At 60.4% G+C, this 17,478-nt stretch carries 22 protein-coding genes and 1 tRNA gene; 12 read left to right on the top strand and 11 right to left on the bottom strand.

What is annotated here, in order from left to right; genetic code table 11:
* Positions 1-173 precede the first annotated feature (173 nt).
* The 5 genes from AWB64_RS02670 to AWB64_RS02650 all read right to left on the bottom strand — a co-directional run bounded on the left by AWB64_RS02670 (position 174) and on the right by AWB64_RS02650 (position 3,936).
* Positions 174-779 carry a hypothetical protein gene (locus AWB64_RS02670; RefSeq protein ID WP_060817046.1) on the bottom strand — a complete coding sequence of 202 codons (606 nt, stop codon included), beginning with the start codon at positions 777-779 and terminating at the stop codon, positions 174-176.
* 53 nt (positions 780-832) lie between these two features.
* On the bottom strand, positions 833-1,189 hold the full coding sequence (locus AWB64_RS02665) for a DUF1488 family protein (RefSeq protein WP_060817045.1): 357 nt from the start codon (positions 1,187-1,189) through the stop codon (positions 833-835).
* Between the two features lie 70 nt (positions 1,190-1,259).
* Entirely contained in the window at positions 1,260-1,814 is a 555-nt protein-coding gene (locus tag AWB64_RS02660; RefSeq protein WP_060817044.1) for a type 1 glutamine amidotransferase domain-containing protein, read from the bottom strand.
* A 113-nt stretch (positions 1,815-1,927) separates the two neighbouring features.
* Positions 1,928-3,295: an MFS transporter gene (locus AWB64_RS02655; RefSeq protein ID WP_060817043.1), complete on the bottom strand. Its 1,368-nt coding sequence runs from the start codon at positions 3,293-3,295 to the stop codon at positions 1,928-1,930.
* Positions 3,296-3,432: 137 nt separating this feature from the next.
* Positions 3,433-3,936, bottom strand: a complete 504-nt coding sequence (locus AWB64_RS02650) for a YbhB/YbcL family Raf kinase inhibitor-like protein (protein ID WP_060817042.1) — start codon at positions 3,934-3,936, stop codon at positions 3,433-3,435.
* Positions 3,937-4,107: 171 nt separating this feature from the next.
* Between AWB64_RS02650 and AWB64_RS02645 the strand changes: the two genes are divergently transcribed.
* Positions 4,108-5,607: a sensor domain-containing diguanylate cyclase gene (locus AWB64_RS02645; RefSeq protein WP_099050473.1), complete on the top strand. Its 1,500-nt coding sequence runs from the start codon at positions 4,108-4,110 to the stop codon at positions 5,605-5,607.
* Between the two features lie 4 nt (positions 5,608-5,611).
* On the opposite strand, the gene AWB64_RS02640 is transcribed toward AWB64_RS02645, so the two are convergent.
* Positions 5,612-6,079 carry a hypothetical protein gene (locus AWB64_RS02640; protein ID WP_244163908.1) on the bottom strand — a complete coding sequence of 156 codons (468 nt, stop codon included), beginning with the start codon at positions 6,077-6,079 and terminating at the stop codon, positions 5,612-5,614.
* A gap of 237 nt (positions 6,080-6,316) precedes the next feature.
* On the opposite strand from AWB64_RS02640, the gene AWB64_RS02635 reads away from it, so the two are divergent.
* Positions 6,317-6,475: a hypothetical protein gene (locus tag AWB64_RS02635; RefSeq protein WP_157766573.1), complete on the top strand. Its 159-nt coding sequence runs from the start codon at positions 6,317-6,319 to the stop codon at positions 6,473-6,475.
* Positions 6,476-6,520: 45 nt separating this feature from the next.
* Here the strand turns inward: AWB64_RS02635 and AWB64_RS02630 are convergent, their stop codons facing one another.
* Together AWB64_RS02630 and AWB64_RS02625 are read right to left on the bottom strand one after the other, a co-directional pair.
* Positions 6,521-6,814 (bottom strand): hypothetical protein, encoded by a 294-nt coding sequence (locus tag AWB64_RS02630; protein ID WP_060817039.1) that lies wholly within the window; start codon positions 6,812-6,814, stop codon positions 6,521-6,523.
* Between the two features lie 82 nt (positions 6,815-6,896).
* Positions 6,897-7,295, bottom strand: a complete 399-nt coding sequence (locus tag AWB64_RS02625; RefSeq protein WP_060817038.1) for a DUF1090 family protein — start codon at positions 7,293-7,295, stop codon at positions 6,897-6,899.
* A gap of 164 nt (positions 7,296-7,459) precedes the next feature.
* On the opposite strand from AWB64_RS02625, the gene AWB64_RS02620 reads away from it, so the two are divergent.
* The 5 genes from AWB64_RS02620 (at position 7,460) to AWB64_RS02610 (ending at position 9,473) form a co-directional block, all read left to right on the top strand.
* Entirely contained in the window at positions 7,460-7,681 is a 222-nt protein-coding gene (locus tag AWB64_RS02620) for a hypothetical protein (RefSeq protein ID WP_060817037.1), read from the top strand.
* Between the two features lie 47 nt (positions 7,682-7,728).
* On the top strand, positions 7,729-7,932 hold the full coding sequence (locus AWB64_RS02615; protein ID WP_060817036.1) for a hypothetical protein: 204 nt from the start codon (positions 7,729-7,731) through the stop codon (positions 7,930-7,932).
* A gap of 99 nt (positions 7,933-8,031) precedes the next feature.
* Complete coding sequence (locus AWB64_RS31470) at positions 8,032-8,184, top strand: hypothetical protein (protein WP_157766572.1); 153 nt, start codon at positions 8,032-8,034, stop codon at positions 8,182-8,184.
* Positions 8,185-8,287: 103 nt separating this feature from the next.
* Positions 8,288-8,458: a hypothetical protein gene (locus AWB64_RS31465; protein ID WP_157766571.1), complete on the top strand. Its 171-nt coding sequence runs from the start codon at positions 8,288-8,290 to the stop codon at positions 8,456-8,458.
* 208 nt (positions 8,459-8,666) lie between these two features.
* Positions 8,667-9,473, top strand: a complete 807-nt coding sequence (locus AWB64_RS02610; protein WP_060817035.1) for a glycosyltransferase family 25 protein — start codon at positions 8,667-8,669, stop codon at positions 9,471-9,473.
* Positions 9,474-9,782: 309 nt separating this feature from the next.
* Here AWB64_RS02610 and AWB64_RS02600 read toward each other — a convergent pair.
* Both AWB64_RS02600 and AWB64_RS02595 read right to left on the bottom strand, forming a co-directional pair.
* A tRNA-Arg gene (locus AWB64_RS02600) sits at positions 9,783-9,857 on the bottom strand.
* Positions 9,858-10,044: 187 nt separating this feature from the next.
* Complete coding sequence (locus AWB64_RS02595) at positions 10,045-10,326, bottom strand: hypothetical protein (protein ID WP_157766570.1); 282 nt, start codon at positions 10,324-10,326, stop codon at positions 10,045-10,047.
* A gap of 187 nt (positions 10,327-10,513) precedes the next feature.
* Here AWB64_RS02595 and AWB64_RS02590 point away from each other — a divergent pair, with 187 nt between their 5' ends.
* Both AWB64_RS02590 and AWB64_RS02585 read left to right on the top strand, forming a co-directional pair.
* Entirely contained in the window at positions 10,514-11,317 is an 804-nt protein-coding gene (locus tag AWB64_RS02590) for a bestrophin-like domain (RefSeq protein ID WP_060817032.1), read from the top strand.
* Between the two features lie 11 nt (positions 11,318-11,328).
* On the top strand, positions 11,329-12,063 hold the full coding sequence (locus AWB64_RS02585; protein WP_060817031.1) for a class I SAM-dependent methyltransferase: 735 nt from the start codon (positions 11,329-11,331) through the stop codon (positions 12,061-12,063).
* Positions 12,064-12,082: 19 nt separating this feature from the next.
* Here the strand turns inward: AWB64_RS02585 and AWB64_RS02580 are convergent, their stop codons facing one another.
* On the bottom strand, positions 12,083-12,265 hold the full coding sequence (locus AWB64_RS02580; RefSeq protein ID WP_060817190.1) for a rubredoxin: 183 nt from the start codon (positions 12,263-12,265) through the stop codon (positions 12,083-12,085).
* Between the two features lie 372 nt (positions 12,266-12,637).
* On the opposite strand from AWB64_RS02580, the gene AWB64_RS02575 reads away from it, so the two are divergent.
* The 3 genes from AWB64_RS02575 to AWB64_RS02565 all read left to right on the top strand — a co-directional run bounded on the left by AWB64_RS02575 (position 12,638) and on the right by AWB64_RS02565 (position 17,444).
* Positions 12,638-13,039 carry a DUF4399 domain-containing protein gene (locus tag AWB64_RS02575; RefSeq protein WP_374728601.1) on the top strand — a complete coding sequence of 134 codons (402 nt, stop codon included), beginning with the start codon at positions 12,638-12,640 and terminating at the stop codon, positions 13,037-13,039.
* 211 nt (positions 13,040-13,250) lie between these two features.
* Positions 13,251-15,188, top strand: a complete 1,938-nt coding sequence (locus AWB64_RS02570; RefSeq protein WP_060817029.1) for an ATP-binding cassette domain-containing protein — start codon at positions 13,251-13,253, stop codon at positions 15,186-15,188.
* 240 nt (positions 15,189-15,428) lie between these two features.
* Positions 15,429-17,444 (top strand): DNA topoisomerase IV subunit B, encoded by a 2,016-nt coding sequence (locus AWB64_RS02565; protein ID WP_060817028.1) that lies wholly within the window; start codon positions 15,429-15,431, stop codon positions 17,442-17,444.
* Positions 17,445-17,478: the final 34 nt, after the last annotated feature.

Genomic DNA, 17,478 nt, shown 5'->3' with positions numbered 1-17,478 from the left:
TCGAAGATGGCCCGCGGCCGGGTCTTGCGGAAGATATTCCGCAAAATCCTATCGGACCGTGGTCGCAAGTACAGTCGCAACGGGCGTGCCTGAATGACCTTGTGACACATAAAAAAAAGGACCGCTGGCGGTTGATGCACGCACGGCGGTCACGAACAACTTCAGCGTGTTTCTCAGGGCCGCGGTTCAGCGAATTCCTTGACCGGCTCCGGTGGCTTGACCGGATCGAAATCGGCCCAGCGTCCGTTTCTCCACTGTCCCGAGGCACGTTCTACTTCCATGCCGCCGGCGTCCCGGAGAATCGATGCGGCTTCCGTCTGCTGCTCCGGGGCGCAATGCACCGCCACGAGAACGCCGGATTGGCGCGCATCGATTGCATTCGCGGAGCCGTGGTTGTCGGCGCTGGTTGCATCCTGCGGGGCGCGCTTGCCGGACTTCGATTGCGCCATGGCGCCCGCCAGCGACCCGACGTACGCGCCCACGCCCGCTGCGACAACTGCGGCAAGCCACGGCGCCTTGAACACGAGGAAAACGGCTGCACCGACGATTGCACCGAGCACGGCGCCGATTGTCACGCCTTTACCCGCGCCTTTCGATGAATCTTTGGCGCCGGCATTGGCACTGTGGTCGCCGCCGGTATTGAGGCGCGAGTGCTGGCCGCTCGGCGCAACGTAGAACAGCGTGACGTCCTCCTCCACAAACCCGCGTGCGAATAGGCGCTGTGCCGCGGCCTCGGCTTTTGGAAATGTTTGAAATCGTCCAGCGATGATCAGCGACATGAGGATCTCCCGGAAAACGTTGAATCGAGTCAATCGAGCGCGCGCTCAAGCCGTCATTCCGGCTCCATGCCCGCGACACGGAACAAGCCACTGCGCAGCACGACACTTTCCCCGCCATTGCGATCGAGCGCTTCCGTACACACTGAGAGAATCCGCGCGCGCCCCTGTGTGAATGCGTTCCTTAGATCGTCTTCGCGCGCTGACGCCGCGCCAAAATGATCTTCGAGCGCTTCGGCGGAAATGGAGCAGACAACAGGCTCCGCGTCGACCAGGGCGGTGAAGTGAAGCGCGAAATCGTCGCCGTCGTAGACGGGTTGATCGTCGGAAAACTGGATTTGCATGGTCGAATCCTCGTGGGCCAGCCGGTGTTGCGGATCGTGTGGAACAGCCCTGTCCTGAACGGCGGTCATGATGAGATACCCTTAGCCTGGCGATGTGCCGCGCTCGAGAAGATCGGACGCGAGCCGAACTCGCGAACGCTCAGGCCGCCTTCGGCCGCTCGTTCAGCGCCTCGATGATGGCTTTGTTGAACGCGGGAATGTCGTCGGGCTTGCGGCTCGTGATGAGATTGCCATCGCGATGCACTTCCTCGTCAACCCACGTTCCGCCCGCGTTCCGGATGTCGTCCTGCAGCGTGGGCCAGCTTGTCATCGTCCGTCCTGAAACAATGCCCGATGAGATCGGCAACCAGCCGCCGTGGCAAATCACGGCGATGGGCTTGCCATCCGAGTTGAATTGCTTGACGATGCCTTGCGCCTTTGTATCGATGCGGATCGCGTCGCCATTCACCACGCCGCCCGGGAGCACGAGCGCGTCGTAATCGGCGGCATTGATCTTGTCGAGCGTGATGTCTACGTTGGCTTTGTCGCCTAAGTCGGTGTGAACGAAGCCCTGGATCTGCCCCGGCTTTTGCGACACCACATCGACTTTCGCGCCGGCCGCCTTGAGCGCCTTCTGCGGCTCGACGAGTTCGGCTTGTTCGAAGCCATCGACGGCAAGGATCGCGACCTTGTAACCGTTCAGGGAAGCGGTCATGTGTAAGCTCCTTTGATGCATTGAAGGACTGGTTCTGGCGTCCAGAACCGCATTCGATCAACGCAGCAAAGGGTGTGCCTAAAGGCTTGAGCGGCTTGGGCGGCGAGCGTGGTTCAGGCGGCGGCCGAAGTCTTGTTGTGGGACATGCGCAACAGGCTGACGCCTGCAGCGGCTGCTGCAAAACAGGCTGCAACGATCAGCGTGATCGTGGGCCCGTGCAGCGGCGCGACACCAAAGATCAACGCGACGAGCGCCGCGCCCAGTGTTTGTCCGGAAAGCCGCGCGGTGCCGAGCATGCCGCTCGCGCCGCCGCTGCGGTTGCGTGGCGCCGACGACAGCATCTGCCGGTTGTTCGGCGACTGGAAGAGCCCGAAGCCGAGGCCGCAAAGCGCCATGCGCCACGCTATGTCGAAGGGAGCCGGATGCGCGCCCGTGGTCGCGAGCAGCAGCAGGCCGGCGCTCAGCAAGGCCAGCCCGATCCCGCCAAGCACTCCGGCCGAATACCGGTCCGAGAGCATGCCGGCGAGCGGCGCTATGAAGACGATCACCAGAGGCCAGGGCGTCATCAGGAAGCCTGTCTGGACCTGCGTCATGCCGAGCGTGTTCTGCAGCAGGAAAGGCAGCGAGACAAAAGTCAGCATTTGCGCGGTGAATGAACAAAACGATGTCGCGACCGACAGCGCGAAAGTCGGAATGCGCAGCAAGTCCACCGGCAGCAGCGGCGCCGTTTGCGTCAGTTGCCGACGCACGAAGAAGTAGCCGATAACGCCCGCCACCACAAATTCAGCAATCACGAATGGACGATGCTCGCCGTGGCCAAGCCCGTCGACGGCGGTGATCGCGAGGCCGAACACCACGGCGTTCATCAACGCGCTGATGTAGTCGTAAGGCCGGCGATGGCCCGGCATGTGCGGCAGCGCTTTCCAGCCCACGGCGAGCGCCGCGATGCCGATGGGCACATTGATCGCGAAGAGCCAGGGCCACGGCGCGATGGCGAGCACGCCGGACGCAACCGTCGGTCCGATCACGGACGAGACGGCCACGACCGATGCGTTGATGCTGACGCCGCGGCCAAGGTGTTCGGGCGGATAGATCATGCGCACGAGCGCGGTGTTGACGCTCATGATTCCCGCCGCGCCGAACCCCTGGATCACGCGTGTGATTGCAAGCGACGTCAGCGACCCCGACAGTGCGCATCCAAACGATGCCAGCGTGAACAGCGCCAGCCCCGCCATGTACACGCGCGGATAGCCAATCCGGTCGCCCAGCGAAGCAAGCGGCAATAACGAAACCGTGATGGCAAGCTGATAGGCGTTGACGACCCAGATGGAGTCGGCAGGACTGGCGTTCAGGTTGCGTGCGATAGTCGGAAGCGCGACGTTCGCGATAGCGCCATCGAGCACTGCGAGCGTGATGCCAAGCGCAACGACCAGGATGGCCCAATAGCGCTGAGGATACGGAAGGCCTTGTTCTGCGTCCATCGATAGGGAAGAGAAGGAGAGCCGCGAAGTGTAAGGCGTGCGCCTTTCAGTCAGTTTACTTCGAGCGGCAGCAACGCCGCGGCCGCTGGGTCCTTTCGCACCCGAGCGGCTGCCAGCGATGCGCCGGGAATCCGAACTTATTTCAGTTCGTAGAGCCCGGTGTACGTTGCGGAATCGATTTCGTTGAGATGGATCATGAAGCGCGCGACTGCGTTTGTCGTGGCGGAATCCACGGGCAAATGGGCGGCCTTCAGCGCATGGATCCGGAAGATGTATCTGTGCGCTTTGTCGCCGCGCGGAGGCGCCGTGCCGCCAAAGCCAACCGTCCCATAGTCGTTGCGCAGTTGCAGCGCGCCGGCCGGCAGCAGGCTGCCATCCGCCTTCCCCGCGTTCTGCGGGAGCGAGTGCGTCCCGGCCGGAATATTAGCGACCACCCAATGCCAGAAGCCGCTGCCCGTGGGTGCATCGGGGTCATAGACGGTCAGCGCAAGGCTCTCCGCTTCGGGCGGCACGCCTTCCCACTGCAGTGCGGGCGAGAGGTTTTCACCGTCGACGCCGAATGCCTGCTGATCGAATTCATGTGTCTTCGACAGATAGCCGTTTGCTGCGAATTCATCGGACCAGATACGAAAATCAGCCATGGGACATCGCCTCCTTTGACGGTTGAGTATTTGAACGCCGGGTGCAGCAAACATGCCTGACAAGCGCAAGTGGCAGACCCGGGCGCGGGACTTTTGGCTTTCGGCATATTTTTGAGACGTGTGCGCATAAAATACTAATACCTGAAACGCTTCACGCACGTTTTTGAAAGGATGGACATGCCGAATAGCTTGGGGCGCGCATTGCACAGCGTGACGCCGGCGCCGAATCCGGCCGCCGACGACGCCGATATGTTCGAACTCGCGCCCGTCTCGTTATGGCTCGAAGATTTCAGCGCAGTGCGCGAAGTGTTCGAAGGCTGGCGCGCGAACGGCGTTGCTGATCTGCGTACATTCCTGCGCGCCGATACCTCGCGCATTGCCGAGTGTTCGTCGCGCATCCGCGTGATCAAGGTCAATCAGCGCACGCTCACGCTGTTCGGTGCAAGGGATTTCGACCATCTGGTGGACAGTCTCGGCGCGGTTTTCCGCGACGACATGCTGCTCACTCACGCAGATGAACTGGAGCAGCTCTGGTCGGGAAAGACGCAGTTCCTGAGCAAGACCGTGAACTACGCGCTCGATGGAAAACGCCTCGACGTCCTGCTCAAGGCGGTCATTCTGCCGGGCCATGAAGCGACCTGGGACCGTGTGCTCGTGACAGTCGAGGACATCACGGAACTCGAAAATATACGGCGCAAGGCGGCGCTCAGCGAACTCTACGCGCGCGGCCTGTTCGAGCATTCGCCGGTTTCGCTGTGGGTGGAAAATTTCAGCACGGTGAAGTCGCTGCTGGACGATATCCGCGATCGGGGTATCGTCGATTTCCGCACGTTCACGAACGTGCATCCGGAATTCGTCGAGCGCTGCATGCAGGAAATCCACGTGCTCGACGTGAACCAGCACACGCTCACCATGTTCGGCGCCACGGACAAAGCCATGCTGCTCAGCCGCCTCGGCGAAGTTTTTCGCGACGAGATGGTGGGACATTTCCAGGAACAGCTCATCGATCTTTGGGAGAACCGCCTCTTTCACCAACGCGAAGTGATCAACTATTCGCTCGAAGGCCATCAACTGAACGTGCATCTGCAGTTTTCGGTCTTCCCCGGACATGAAGCCGAGTGGGATCTCGTGCTGGTTGCGTTGACCGACATCACCGCGCGCAAGAAAGCGGAGGCGTACCTGGAATTCCTCGGCAAACACGACGCGCTGACGAAGCTGAAGAACCGCTCGTTTTATATCGATGAAATGAACCGGCTCGAGCGCAAGGGTCCGTTCCCGGTGACGGCCGTGGCCGTGGACGTGAATGGCCTCAAGGCCGTCAACGACCAGCTAGGACACGCCGCCGGCGACGCGTTGCTGCGGCGCGCGGGCGAAGTGTTGGGCAAGGCCGTGGAGAAGCCAAGCCACGCCGCGCGCATTGGCGGCGACGAGTTCGTGCTGCTTTTGCCAGGCGTGGACGAACGCGGCGGCGCGGCGGTGATCGACAGCATCCGGCAACTGGTGGAGGTCAACAACCAGTTCTATTCAGGCATGCCGTTGAGTTTTGCCATGGGCGCGGCCACCGCGCAGGACGGCGAGCGCCTCGAAGCCATGATGCAGCGCGCCGACGCCGCCATGTACCTCGAAAAGCGCGCGCATTACGGCACGCCTGACGAAACGCCGAGCGCGTAGCGGGTTACTGACCCGCCGTCGATTCATCGATACCGCGCGAGAGCGCCGGGCACGCCTCGCCGATCTTCTGCGCATACTCTTGCGGGTTGCTTGTCTTGAGCGCGGCGAACCGGTCGACGGTCGATTGCGCTTCCTTGTAGCCGAGGTTCCATTCGCCGTCGAAATCGGGCGCATCGGTGAAGTTCTTGCGCGCCACGGCCTTGAAGCGCGCTATTTTCGCTGCATCGATGTGGCAGATATCCGCCGCGCCTCGGGCAATGTTCGCGCTCGTGCGCACGCCTTCGGCCGCGACGCTTTGTGGTGACGGCTGCTGCACGGCGGGATGTCCCGGCGGCAGCATCTGGGCAGGGGAAGGCTGCGCGGATTGATTTTGCGCATGGGCGCTCATTGACGGCGGCAAGGTCAGGGCGCAAGTCATAACGCATGCAATCAGCGCGGAATTCACGCGCGGCGCGGCGTGCTTGAGAGTCATGCAAATCCTTTTATGGGGGCGCAAATCGAAGCTTGAACGTGGGTGCGCAAGTATAGCCAAAGTGCCCAGGGCGCTATTTGCGAGCTTGGCCGGGCAGTCGGAAAACCTATGAAACAAGCGTTATGCCGCTGGTTCGAATTCGTGTTCGACGGTGCGGTACGCGGCTTTTCCGATTACCCGGTTTTCATCGCGTGACCTATGCTTGATACATGGCTGTCGACCGAAGCGGAGGGCGCCATGAACGGACTTGAACATATTCTCGTTGGCCTGGCGTTGCTGGCCGCATTGGCGATTGGCTTGCTTGCGCACGACTGGCGCGACGAATTTCGCGAGCGGATGATGGGCCGCTCGGTCCACGATTCCCTGCATGACTGGTGGATGCGCCATCGCCACTGACACGTGTTCGGCGGATATCTGGCAAATTTCCCGGGCGGGGAGTGGTTATTTGCCGGTATCGGGCGTCAGCCGGGGTGCATCGAGCATCGTCCGATGACTCGCCTCGTATGCATCGATCTGCAAATACAGCCGATGCACCGTCTGAATCTGCGTGTGCGACAAGTGCGATCCCCGCGCTATTAACGCTAGTCGCTCCCGCCAGTACGCCGGCGGGAGAATAGGGCTCAGCGCGTCGTCAATGAGCGAACGCCGCAGCACCAGTTCGAGGTGCGTCAACTCCTGGTCCGCCAGAAGCGCGGAAAACGCGCCCTGCGGCTTCGTGTCTGTGACGAGGTCCATCAATGCTAAACGGCTCCGGCAAGTAAAACTTTAGGTACACGTGTGTCGGTACAAACCCTTGGGGCCGTAATCTGCCTGATTGCTATTGAATGGGTCGCGCGATTGCCCGGTCGAGGTCCGCGCGCGCCCGGTTCACCTTGCGTTGCCATGCCGCGATATTAAGCTGGTCCGTACCTTTCTTTTGCGCCCTCGCCAGTTCGGCTTCCCAGGCGCGCAGCGTGTTCCTGGCTTGCGCGATGGCGTCGTTGTGACGCCTGAGTGCGTCGGCCTTGCGTTGCGCGATGGCGTCCGGTGTGCATTCGGCGTTGGTCTTGTCGAGCGCGGCTTGCAGCGTGTCGAGTTGGGCAGAGTCTTCGCGGTTCAGCGCGATGGCCATCTGCCGTTCCAGGCTTTGTCGATGAGCGTCGCATGCATCGGTTTCCGGCGAGGCGCGAGCGACGGAGAAGCACATGCAGAGCGCGACGGCGACGAACAATTTCATGGCGGAATCCGTGACTGACTAGATTGACCTTGAGGGCCGGTATGTGTCCCGCCGTTATCCTGAGCGGGCGAGGTCGGCGTATTTTAGCCAGATGTGGAATGCGCGCGGAACGAGTTTTGCGCGTTTGTTCGTGGACTGCTTACTTTTTCGCGAGGAATACGTTCATGCGTTTCGACTATGAGGGCTTTCACATCGACTGCCGGTCGCGGCACGATCAGGATGGCCTCTACTACGCGCAGGCGCACATAACACGGGCCGCCGTGCGAGCCAATGGCCATCCTGTACGACACGAGTCGGGCGATATCGATGCATTCGATAACGACAACGACGCCATTGCATGCGCGCGAGCGTGGGCTATCGACTGGTGCAGCGAGCATGCGGGCTGATGCCGTGCGCGGCGTGCTAGGATCGCGGCCTGCCAACGGGAGAAGCCATGCGTTATATGCACCGCGAACATGCTATCGACGTGTTCGTTGAAAAGCGTGGAGACCGCTGGGACTGGTCGGTACAGGCGGGCGCGCTGCCGCTCAAGACCAACGCGGGCGAAATGGCGCCGACCAGCAACGTTGCCGAAAATGAAGCGCTGATGTGGGCGAAGCGCGAGCTGGACCGGCGCTTTCCAGCCGAGCGGGAATAGGGTGGCGGTTGGGCCGGGGTTTGACGTCATGCCGCCGGTCCTTGGCGCGCGGCGTTTAAAGTTGAGCGCGGCCGCGCCGTTATTACTGACATGGAACCCTTGAACCCCACATTCGATACCTCCCGCGACTTGATCCGGGCAGCCGGCGAGACGCTCGAACTGATTTGCCGCCTGCGCGGAATTCCGATAGAAGCGCTCTCCGACGATGAACTCGGCGAGTTTTTCCTGAACGCACTCGCGGTTGATGCCTGACGGCGGTACGCGTTCGCTTATACGTTCCGCTCCGCGGCGACGCGCGAAATTCCTGCATTTTTCTAAAGTTACGTCCAGCGCGGCCGTTAGCCGAGTCATGGACATGAATAATCCCACCGCGACCGCGTTCCGCAATCTCGTACTCGCCGCCGACGAGACCCTTCATCTGCTCTGCCGCCTGCGCGGCATCACTATCGATGATCTGTCGGAAGACGCGCTGGAAGCGTTTTTCTTCGAAGCGCTCGATGACGAGTTCTGGATGGGTTCGCGGTAAGCGTTTACTGATCTTTCGTTGCGGCAAAGCGACATTTGCCTCTTGTGCACTCGGCACTCGATCGGTCTGACCTGGCCGAAACGCCTTACATAGCGACTTCTTCGCGTTTTTGGCAATTTTTACCAATAAATTAGTGTACAAAAATTCCTGCAATTCTTACTATTCGTCAGCGACAATTATGAATCGGTTTAAATAAAACGGTGACGAGATGGCAGCGGTGGTTTCATACGTCTGTATTTCGCTTGCGGACGCAACCGAGCGACGCGCGCTGATGGCCGAGCAATTTCAGCAGCATGGTCTGGACGTTCAGTTCTTCAACGGAATACGGGTACGGGACCCGTCGTTTGATGTATCTGCAACGGAAGTTGCGTCGCGCATGCGCCGATACGGCCGGCCACTCACGAACGGCGAGATCGGCTGTTATCTGAGCCATCGGGAAATCTGGAAGCAGCTTTTAAATTCTGACGACAAAGCGTGGTGTGTGCTGGAGGATGACATCCGCCTTCACCACGGGTTCGCGGCGACAGTGGAAGAGCTGGTGACCCATGATGACCACTGGGATGTCGTGCGGTTGATGGGACTAAACCGGCGCAAGCGCATTCCGTGCGTCACTATGCCAAGCGGCATCCAGCTCATGTGGATGGACCGTCAGCCGGTAGGTACACAGTGCTACGTAATCTCCCGAGCGGGTGCTGCGACTTTGTTAAAGCACACAGCTTCAATTGTCCACGCAATCGACACCGCGATTGATCGGCATTGGGAGCACAAGCTGCGGTTGTATGTCACCGAGCCGGAATATGTTTCGACGCTAGATCTCGAATCTACGCTTGGCATTCGCACAGGTGTTACTTCGTTGTCAATGAAGATCAAGGAAAAGTTTTTCAGGCGAGTTGATAAATTCGCGGCCGCCAGATACAACGCGAAACACCGCCCACGTCGCGCGACTGCCATTGGTCGCGTTCAGGAACAGGCTTCCTCGCCGTACCAACTGCCGACCGAGACAGAGCCTACGTGATGCCGCGCACTGAGAATGCTAAGACGGCTGCATCCATTCGATGCGATTTTTTGGTCGTCGCATGGTGTTCAGTCAGCCTGATCGCGACATTTGGCCTGTGCGTGCTGATAGGACTGAAAGCAGTCGGCATTGCGACCGTGTTAGTGAGCGTGGCAGCCTGGAAGATAAACTGGAGCAAGCGCCCGCCATCGCCAACGTTCTGGCGGTATTGCTGGTTTGCGTTGTTGCTCTTCGATTTGGGCTTAGCCGTCTACGAAAATATGCGCTTGTGACTTTCAGCAATACGCGCAGCCGATGTGAACTGGTATCTGGTCCCCCTGGCAGGAATCGAACCTGCATCTAGCGCTTAGGAGGCACTTGTTCTATCCATTGAACTACAGGGAGATGGATATAAGCGTACGTTCCGGCTAACCTGCTTCTTCCTAAACGAAGCGCCGTAACGAGCCTTGAAGCCGAGCCTTGAATCGTAATTTACCGGCTACGTAACCAGTTTGCCCGGTTGCAGCGGCCAGAGTATATCAAAGGCATTTCGCGCAAAACCCGTCATTTGCGTCTAAGAGCCGCTCCACGCCTACAACGCCGAATTTTCGCCGCAAACTTTCGTCAGCGCCATGTGCTCTGTCCCGCCGGCCATTCCCTTGATCACATTCAGCGCGAGGCGCAATGCATCGTCGGAGGCAGTATTGTCGTTTGGCCTGGCGAACGGCTGGATCGAACGGTTCGTGCATTCGTTGCCAAGCGTGGCGTGGTTGAGCGGCGCGGCGCTTAGCCGGATGTTATCGGCGGCGGTGTTGGCGTTCGCGTTCGACACCATGCAGGCTAAACCGCATGCGCTCAGAACGACTGCAGCCATCGGGGGCATTTTCTTTTTCATTGGTCGATCTCGTCATGTGAAAGCGAGTGGGCCAGGCCGGGCAGATTATCGTTCGAGTTGGTAATAGCGTCAATTTCGAACATACGTTCAATAACGTAGCTTATTACATTACTTATGGCGACCGATCGCCAAGAGGCCAGCGATAACCCTCTCGTTCCCATTGCCAATGACTGAATTCGAAACTGCCTCTGCTGTTTTCTTCTTTTTACTCGCGGCGTCTGGCTTTGGCGTATTCGTGCGCCCGTTATTGCCCAAAGAGCACACGGCGTTTGAAACCGTGCAGTTGCTGAAGCTCGTGATTGGCATGCTCGTCACGTTCGCGGCGCTCGTGCTGGGCTTGCTCACGGCATCGGCGAAAACCTTGTTCGATACCACCAACAACGACATCCGCACCTACGCCACCGCGCTGATCCAGCTCGACAACAGCCTGCGCCAGTACGGCCCCGACGCCGATTCGCCGCGCCAGATCCTGCGCGCGTACACGGCGGCCGCGATTGCTTCGACCTGGACGCAGGAACCGCCGCCGCCCGGCGATTACTTCCCGAAAACCATCGCACCCGACCCGCGCGCGCATCATCTGGACAGCCGCGAACTGGGCGGGCTTCTCGAACGTGCGCAGCGGGAAGTGCGGGAACTGCAGCCGCGCGACCCTTATCATCAGAGACTCGATAACGAAGCGCTGATCCAGTTCAACGATCTCATTGAGCAACGATGGAAAATCGTCGAGGAGGCGCGCGGTTCGATATCGACGCCGTTCGACCATATCCTGGTCTTCTGGCTGGTCGTCATTTTCCTGTGCTTCGGACTGATCGCGCCGCGCAACGCGTTGGCGCTCGTGCTCATCACGCTCGGCGCGCTGTCCATAGCGTCCGCCGTGCTCGTGATCCTCGACCTGGACACGCCGTTTACGGGGTCCATACTCGTGCCCAGCCAACCCCTGCGCGACGCGCTTGCGTATTTGAGCCGCTGATCCTGATCCACATGCCATCGCCCCATTACACCGATCCACGCCTCGTCGCGCTCTACGACACCCTCAACCCCGCCGCCGCCGATACCGCCTTTTACCTCGCGCTCGCCGCCAGCAAGAGTTGTGTGATCGATCTGGGATGCGGCACTGGTTTGCTTGCATGCGAACTGGCGGCACAAGGCGCTCGCGTGATCGGCATCGATCCGGCGCGCGCAATGCTGCAAGTGGCGCGCAAGCGCCCGCATGCCGCGCAGGTGGACTGGATTGAAGGAGACGCAGGCGCGCTTGCCCTTTTGCCACCTGCGGATCTGGTGCTGATGACGGGACATGTGGCGCAGGTTTTTATCGATGACAGCGCTTTTCTCGCGACACTGAAGGCCGCCCGGCACGCGTTGCGTACGGGCGGCGAACTCGCCTTCGAAAGCCGCAATCCGGCAGCGCGCGCGTGGGGCGCGTGGACGCCTGCGCGCTCGCTGAGGAAAATCGCGGTGGAAGGAGCGGGCGAAGTAGAAGTCTGGCTCGACAATGTCAGCGAACACGCGCACTCAGTCGTACGCTTCAGCACGCATTACAGGTTTTCGGCGTCGGGAGAAGAGCTGATATCGCAAAGCGAACTTCGATTTCGCAGCCAGGACGAACTTGCCGCGCTGTTGCACGAGGCGGGTTTCGGCAAGCTTCACTGGTTTGGCGATTGGGATGAGGCGGCGGTATCGGCCCAAAGCCGCGAATTGATTGTGATCGCGCGCTGACGTGGCGCGGACAAAGCGCTCAGAATTCGACCGCCACGAAATCTTCCTTGCCAACGTCGCATAGCGGACACCGCCAGCTTTCCGGGATATCGGCGAAACGGGTGCCGGCTGCAATGCCGTCTTCCGGCAAGCCATCTTCTTCGTTGTATATCCAACCACAAATCAGGCAAACCCAACTTTTATATTCTAAGACTTCGCTCACGACAGACTCTTTTTTCTCGTTCAACAAAAATAGTGAATTTTCCTGCCGGCCGATTTGGCGGCAAGAATACAGTTCTACACCGGTGCAACATTGCCATCGGTACGTCTGGCGCACCGCATGGTACCGGAATGTGGGAACCGTCTCATCGCAGGTAAAACATGGCGAATAATGGACGCTAAAGACGCTGGAAAGGGGGAGCTTCATGCGACGTGCGTTCTATCACAGGCTCGGTGTATCCTCTGCCGGCGGTTTTTGTGTGTTTTCGCGAGGTCTTGCGCCGTCTGGGCGACATGCATCACGTAACGCACGAAGCCGTTTTGGCTGCTGAATTCGCAGATCGGCAGCCGCACTCTTCTTGGGAGCAAAAAAATGATGTTTAAGAAACTGTTGTCGGGATTGGTGTTGTCGAGCATGTTTCTCGTGGCCGCCGCGGCGCACGCAGAAGCACGTGTCTTTTTTGTGCAGCCGAAAGACGGCGCGACGGTTACAAGTCCGGTGCACGTGGTGTTCGGACTGGAAGGCATGGGGCTCGCACCAGCGGGAGATACCGATCCGACCAAGGGCCACCATCACCTGCTGATCGATGCCGGCCCGATGCAAAAGGGCCTCGTCATCCCCGCGAATGAAAAATCACTTCATTTCGGCAAGGCGCAAACGGAAGCGGACATCAAGCTGCCTCCTGGCGATCACACACTGACGCTGCAATTCGGCGACGGCGCGCACCAGTCGTTCGGCCCCGAAATGAGCCAGACGATCAAGATTCACGTGAAATAAGCAGCCGCAAGGCTGTTGGGCGGTCTTCGCGAGGACGTCGTGCCGACGTTTCCAGGAAGTCCGCCCGAATCTCAAAATCCCGGGAATCGATTCGTTTAGTTGTAACCAGACAGGCGTCTTTACTAGACCTGATGGCATAGGGGTCCGGGCGCACCGGCCAAGACCGGTACAATGGCCGCTTCCAGTATTTGCACTTTTCCGGCTGCCTCCCATGTCGCTTTATTCCATTTCCGACGCGCAACTCGCGTTCGGCCACGTCGCGTTGCTCGATCACGCTGACTTTTCACTCGAAGCGGGCGAACGCGTCGGGCTTATCGGCCGTAACGGCGCGGGCAAGTCGTCGCTGCTGAAGATCATCGCGGGACTGGCGAAGCCGGACGACGGCCTGATCACGCGCCAGAACGAGCTTACGACCGTATACGTGCCGCAGGAGCCGGAGTTCGACCTCGAGGCGTCGGTTTTCGACGTTGTCGCGTCAGGGCTGTCGCACGCGCGCCAGTTGCTCGACGATTACGACGCCGTCGCGCATCAGCTCGCGGACGCGCCGCACGAGGGTCCGGAGCACGACGCGCTGATGGCGCGCATGAACGCGCTGCAGTCGTCGCTGGACACAAGCGATGCGTGGAACTGGCAAACGCGGGTCGCCACCACGCTGCAACAGATTGGTCTTGATGGCGACGTCCGCTCGGGTGCGCTTTCTGGCGGCATGAAAAAGCGCGTGGCGCTGGCGCGTGCGCTGGTCGTGCAACCGGACGTGCTGCTGCTCGACGAACCGACCAACCACCTTGACTTCGAAGGCATCCGGTGGCTCGAAGACCTGCTGGTCACGCTGCGCACGGGCCTCCTGTTCATCACCCACGACCGGGCGTTTCTCGACAAGGTCGCAACCCGTATTGTGGATCTGGATCGTGGGCGCCTGCTGTCCTATCCCGGCAATTACAGCGCTTACCAGACGCGCAAGGCGCAGCAGCTTGAAATCGAGCAGGTCGAAGCCGCCAAGTTCGACAAGCTTCTCGCGCAGGAAGAAGTGTGGATTCGCAAGGGTGTCGAAGCGCGGCGCACGCGCAGTGTCGGACGGATCGCGCGGCTGGTCGAAATGCGCAACGAACGGGCCGAACGCCGCAACGTGCAAGGCAATGTGAAGCTCGACGTGGGCCAGGGCGAGCGTTCGGGCAAGATCGTCTCGGAACTGACTGACGTCACGAAGAAGTACGGCGACCGGATCATCGTGGATAACTTCACCGCCACTGTCATGCGCGGCGACAAGATTGGTTTCATCGGGCCGAACGGTGCGGGCAAGACCACGCTGCTCAAGATGATTCTCGGTGAACTCGCGCCGGACAGCGGCACGGTGCGCACCGGCACGAATACGCAGGTCGCGTATTTCGACCAGATGCGCGCACAACTCGATCTGGACAAAACCCTCGCCGACACCATCAGTCCCGGCAGCGAATGGGTCGAAGTGAACGGCGTGAAGAAGCACGTGATGAGCTATCTCGGCGACTTCCTGTTCGCGCCGGAGCGCGCGCGTTCGCCTGTTCGCTCGCTTTCCGGCGGCGAACGCAACCGGCTGCTGCTCGCGCGCCTGTTTGCACGCCCGGCGAACGTGCTGGTGCTGGACGAGCCGACCAACGACCTCGATATCCAGACGCTCGAACTGCTGGAAGAACTGCTCACCGACTACGATGGCACGGTTTTACTGGTCAGCCATGACCGTCAGTTTCTGGATAACGTGGTGACGTCGGTGTTTGCGTCGGAGGGAGAAGGCAAGTGGCGGGAATATGTCGGCGGCTTCACCGACTGGCAAATCCAGCGCGAGCGCTCCGAGAAAATAGTGGCGGACGCCGCCCGCAACACGGCCAGGCAGGCGAAGAAGGACGACGGCCCGAAAGACAGCGGCGCGGGACGCAATTCACAACGCTCGAACAAGCTCCCGTACAAGGAAGTACGCGAACTTGAAGCGTTGCCCGCGCAAATCGCCGCGCTCGAGTCCGAGCAGAAGTCCATTGCGGCGAAGCTGGAAGACGGTTCTGTCTTTGCCAAAGATCCAAAAGAGGGCGCGCGGTTGAGCGAGCGCCACGCGGCGATCGACGAAGAATTGCTGGTCGCGCTCGAACGCTGGGAAGAACTGGAAGCCAAGCGCAAGTAAAACCGGTTGTTGAGACCGGATTTATTCGCCTTATCGAAAAGTTTGTCGAAATCAGTAAAATACGTCGCGTTTTCGGCGGCGTTGGTTTGAGGCTGCAGTTGGCCGCGAATCAGCGCTCGCCGCCGCGGAAGCAAGATACTGACGCGCAATTCCGTACTGTTCACGCATTCGCCGGCTGACCGGCCCGGCCACGGCTCAACATGCCGCGGGCGGCCCGGAGCGCCGGACCTACGTCCAGACATGTCAACGAAAAAACCCAGCGCCGCCGAAGGCGGCAAGAACAGCGGATACAGCGAAGCATCGATCAAGGTGCTGAAGGGGCTCGAGCCGGTCAAGCAACGGCCCGGCATGTACACCCGCACCGAAAATCCGCTGCACATCATTCAGGAAGTCATCGACAACGCCTCGGACGAGGCGCTCGGCGGCTATGGCAAGCAGATCACGGTGACGCTGCATGCGGACCATTCGGTGTCCGTCGAAGACGATGGACGTGGCATCCCATTCGGCATGCATCCCGAGGAAGGCGTGCCGGTCGTCGAAATCGTGTTCACGCGCCTGCATGCGGGCGGCAAGTTCGACAAGGCCGCCGGCGGAGCGTACACCTTCTCGGGCGGGCTGCATGGCGTGGGTGTGTCGGTGACGAACGCGCTGTCCACGCGGCTGGACGTGACAGTCTGGCGTGACGGCAAGGTAGCCGACCTCGGTTTCGCGAATGGCGACGTAGTCAAACCGCTCGAAACCCGGACCATGAATCGCGGCGAGAAGAAGTCGGGCACGCGCGTCACCGCCTGGGCCAATCCGAAATACTTCGATTCTCCGAACTTGCCTGTGGGCGAGTTGCAGCGCCTGTTGCGCTCGAAGGCCGTGCTGCTGCCGGGCGTGGAAGTGGTGCTCGTCAACGAGAAAACCGGCGAGCGCCAGAGCTGGAAATACGAAGACGGACTAAGGGGCTATCTGCTCGAAGGCATGGGCGGCAGCGACCTTCTGATCCCGTTGTTCGAAGGCGAGCGTTTTGCGGGTAATGCCAAATCGAGCGAAGAAACCTTTGCCGAAGGCGAGGGCGCAAGTTGGGTTGTCGCGTGGAGCGAGGAAGGTCCGTTGCTGCGCGAGTCGTACGTCAACCTGATTCCCACGCCGGCGGGTGGCACGCACGAATCCGGCTTGCGCGACGGTCTGTTCCAGGCGGTCAAGAGCTTTGTCGAGTTGCACAACCTGCAGCCGAAAGGCGTCAAGCTGCTCGCGGAAGACGTGTTCGCGCGGGTGTCATTCGTGTTGTCGGCGAAGGTGCTCGACCCGCAGTTTCAAGGCCAGATCAAGGAACGTCTCAATAGCCGCGACGCTGTGAAACTCGTGTCCTCGTTTTCGCGGCCCGCGCTCGAATTGTGGCTGAACCAGCATGTCGAGTACGGCAAGAAGCTCGCGGAACTCGTCATTCGTCAGGCTCAGGCGCGCACGCGTGCCGGGCAAAAGGTCGAGAAGCGCAAGAGTTCCGGCGTGGCGGTGTTGCCCGGCAAGCTTACCGACTGCGAATCCACGGACGTCTCGCGCAACGAACTCTTCCTCGTGGAAGGCGATTCTGCGGGCGGCTCCGCCAAGATGGGCCGCGATAAAGAATTTCAGGCCATTCTTCCCTTGCGCGGCAAGGTGCTGAACACGTGGGAAACCGAGCGCGACAGGCTCTTCGCCAACAACGAGGTGCATGACATCGCGGTAGCGATCGGTGTCGACCCGCATAGTCCGGATAGTCTCGACAGCAAGGCCGATCTTTCGAACCTGCGCTACGGCAAGATCTGCATTCTGTCGGACGCGGACGTGGACGGCTCGCACATCCAGGTTCTTCTCCTCACACTGTTCTTCAAGCATTTCCCGCAATTGATCGAGCAGGGCAATGTGTGCATCGCGCGGCCGCCGCTGTTTCGTGTCGACGCCCCGGCTCGCGGCAAGAAACCGGCGCAGAAACTCTATGCCCTCGACGAAGGCGAACTCGAAGCCATCCTGGACAAGCTGCGAAAGGACGGCGTGCGCGAAACCCAGTGGTCGATCAGCCGGTTCAAGGGCCTGGGCGAAATGAGCGCGGAGCAGCTTTGGGACACGACCATGAATCCCGACACGCGCCGCCTGCTGCCGGTCCAGCTTGGCGAGCTTGGTTTCGACGATACGGTCACGCGCATGACCATGCTGATGGGCAAGGGCGAAGCGGCGTCGCGGCGTAGCTGGCTGGAGGAGAAGGGCAACGAAGTCGAAGCCGATATCTGACGGCTTCCGCCTGCACCTGAAACGCGTCAACGCA

Source organism: Caballeronia sordidicola, assembly GCF_001544455.2.
GTDB classification, from domain to species: Bacteria; Pseudomonadota; Gammaproteobacteria; order Burkholderiales; family Burkholderiaceae; genus Caballeronia; species Caballeronia sordidicola.
This window is presented reverse-complemented; position numbering and strand designations above follow the sequence as displayed.

Coding starts and splice junctions, on each gene's coding strand:
- AWB64_RS02670 (WP_060817046.1), bottom strand. CDS start 779: ATGTCGCTGATCATCGCTGGACGATTTCAAACATTTCCAAAAGCCGAG.
- AWB64_RS02665 (WP_060817045.1), bottom strand. CDS start 1,189: ATGACCGCCGTTCAGGACAGGGCTGTTCCACACGATCCGCAACACCGG.
- AWB64_RS02660 (WP_060817044.1), bottom strand. CDS start 1,814: ATGACCGCTTCCCTGAACGGTTACAAGGTCGCGATCCTTGCCGTCGAT.
- AWB64_RS02655 (WP_060817043.1), bottom strand. CDS start 3,295: ATGGACGCAGAACAAGGCCTTCCGTATCCTCAGCGCTATTGGGCCATC.
- AWB64_RS02650 (WP_060817042.1), bottom strand. CDS start 3,936: ATGGCTGATTTTCGTATCTGGTCCGATGAATTCGCAGCAAACGGCTAT.
- AWB64_RS02645 (WP_099050473.1), top strand. CDS start 4,108: ATGGACATGCCGAATAGCTTGGGGCGCGCATTGCACAGCGTGACGCCG.
- AWB64_RS02640 (WP_244163908.1), bottom strand. CDS start 6,079: ATGACTCTCAAGCACGCCGCGCCGCGCGTGAATTCCGCGCTGATTGCA.
- AWB64_RS02635 (WP_157766573.1), top strand. CDS start 6,317: ATGAACGGACTTGAACATATTCTCGTTGGCCTGGCGTTGCTGGCCGCA.
- AWB64_RS02630 (WP_060817039.1), bottom strand. CDS start 6,814: ATGGACCTCGTCACAGACACGAAGCCGCAGGGCGCGTTTTCCGCGCTT.
- AWB64_RS02625 (WP_060817038.1), bottom strand. CDS start 7,295: ATGAAATTGTTCGTCGCCGTCGCGCTCTGCATGTGCTTCTCCGTCGCT.
- AWB64_RS02620 (WP_060817037.1), top strand. CDS start 7,460: ATGCGTTTCGACTATGAGGGCTTTCACATCGACTGCCGGTCGCGGCAC.
- AWB64_RS02615 (WP_060817036.1), top strand. CDS start 7,729: ATGCGTTATATGCACCGCGAACATGCTATCGACGTGTTCGTTGAAAAG.
- AWB64_RS31465 (WP_157766571.1), top strand. CDS start 8,288: ATGAATAATCCCACCGCGACCGCGTTCCGCAATCTCGTACTCGCCGCC.
- AWB64_RS02610 (WP_060817035.1), top strand. CDS start 8,667: ATGGCAGCGGTGGTTTCATACGTCTGTATTTCGCTTGCGGACGCAACC.
- AWB64_RS02595 (WP_157766570.1), bottom strand. CDS start 10,326: ATGGCTGCAGTCGTTCTGAGCGCATGCGGTTTAGCCTGCATGGTGTCG.
- AWB64_RS02590 (WP_060817032.1), top strand. CDS start 10,514: ATGACTGAATTCGAAACTGCCTCTGCTGTTTTCTTCTTTTTACTCGCG.
- AWB64_RS02585 (WP_060817031.1), top strand. CDS start 11,329: ATGCCATCGCCCCATTACACCGATCCACGCCTCGTCGCGCTCTACGAC.
- AWB64_RS02575 (WP_374728601.1), top strand. CDS start 12,638: ATGTTTAAGAAACTGTTGTCGGGATTGGTGTTGTCGAGCATGTTTCTC.
- AWB64_RS02570 (WP_060817029.1), top strand. CDS start 13,251: ATGTCGCTTTATTCCATTTCCGACGCGCAACTCGCGTTCGGCCACGTC.
- AWB64_RS02565 (WP_060817028.1), top strand. CDS start 15,429: ATGTCAACGAAAAAACCCAGCGCCGCCGAAGGCGGCAAGAACAGCGGA.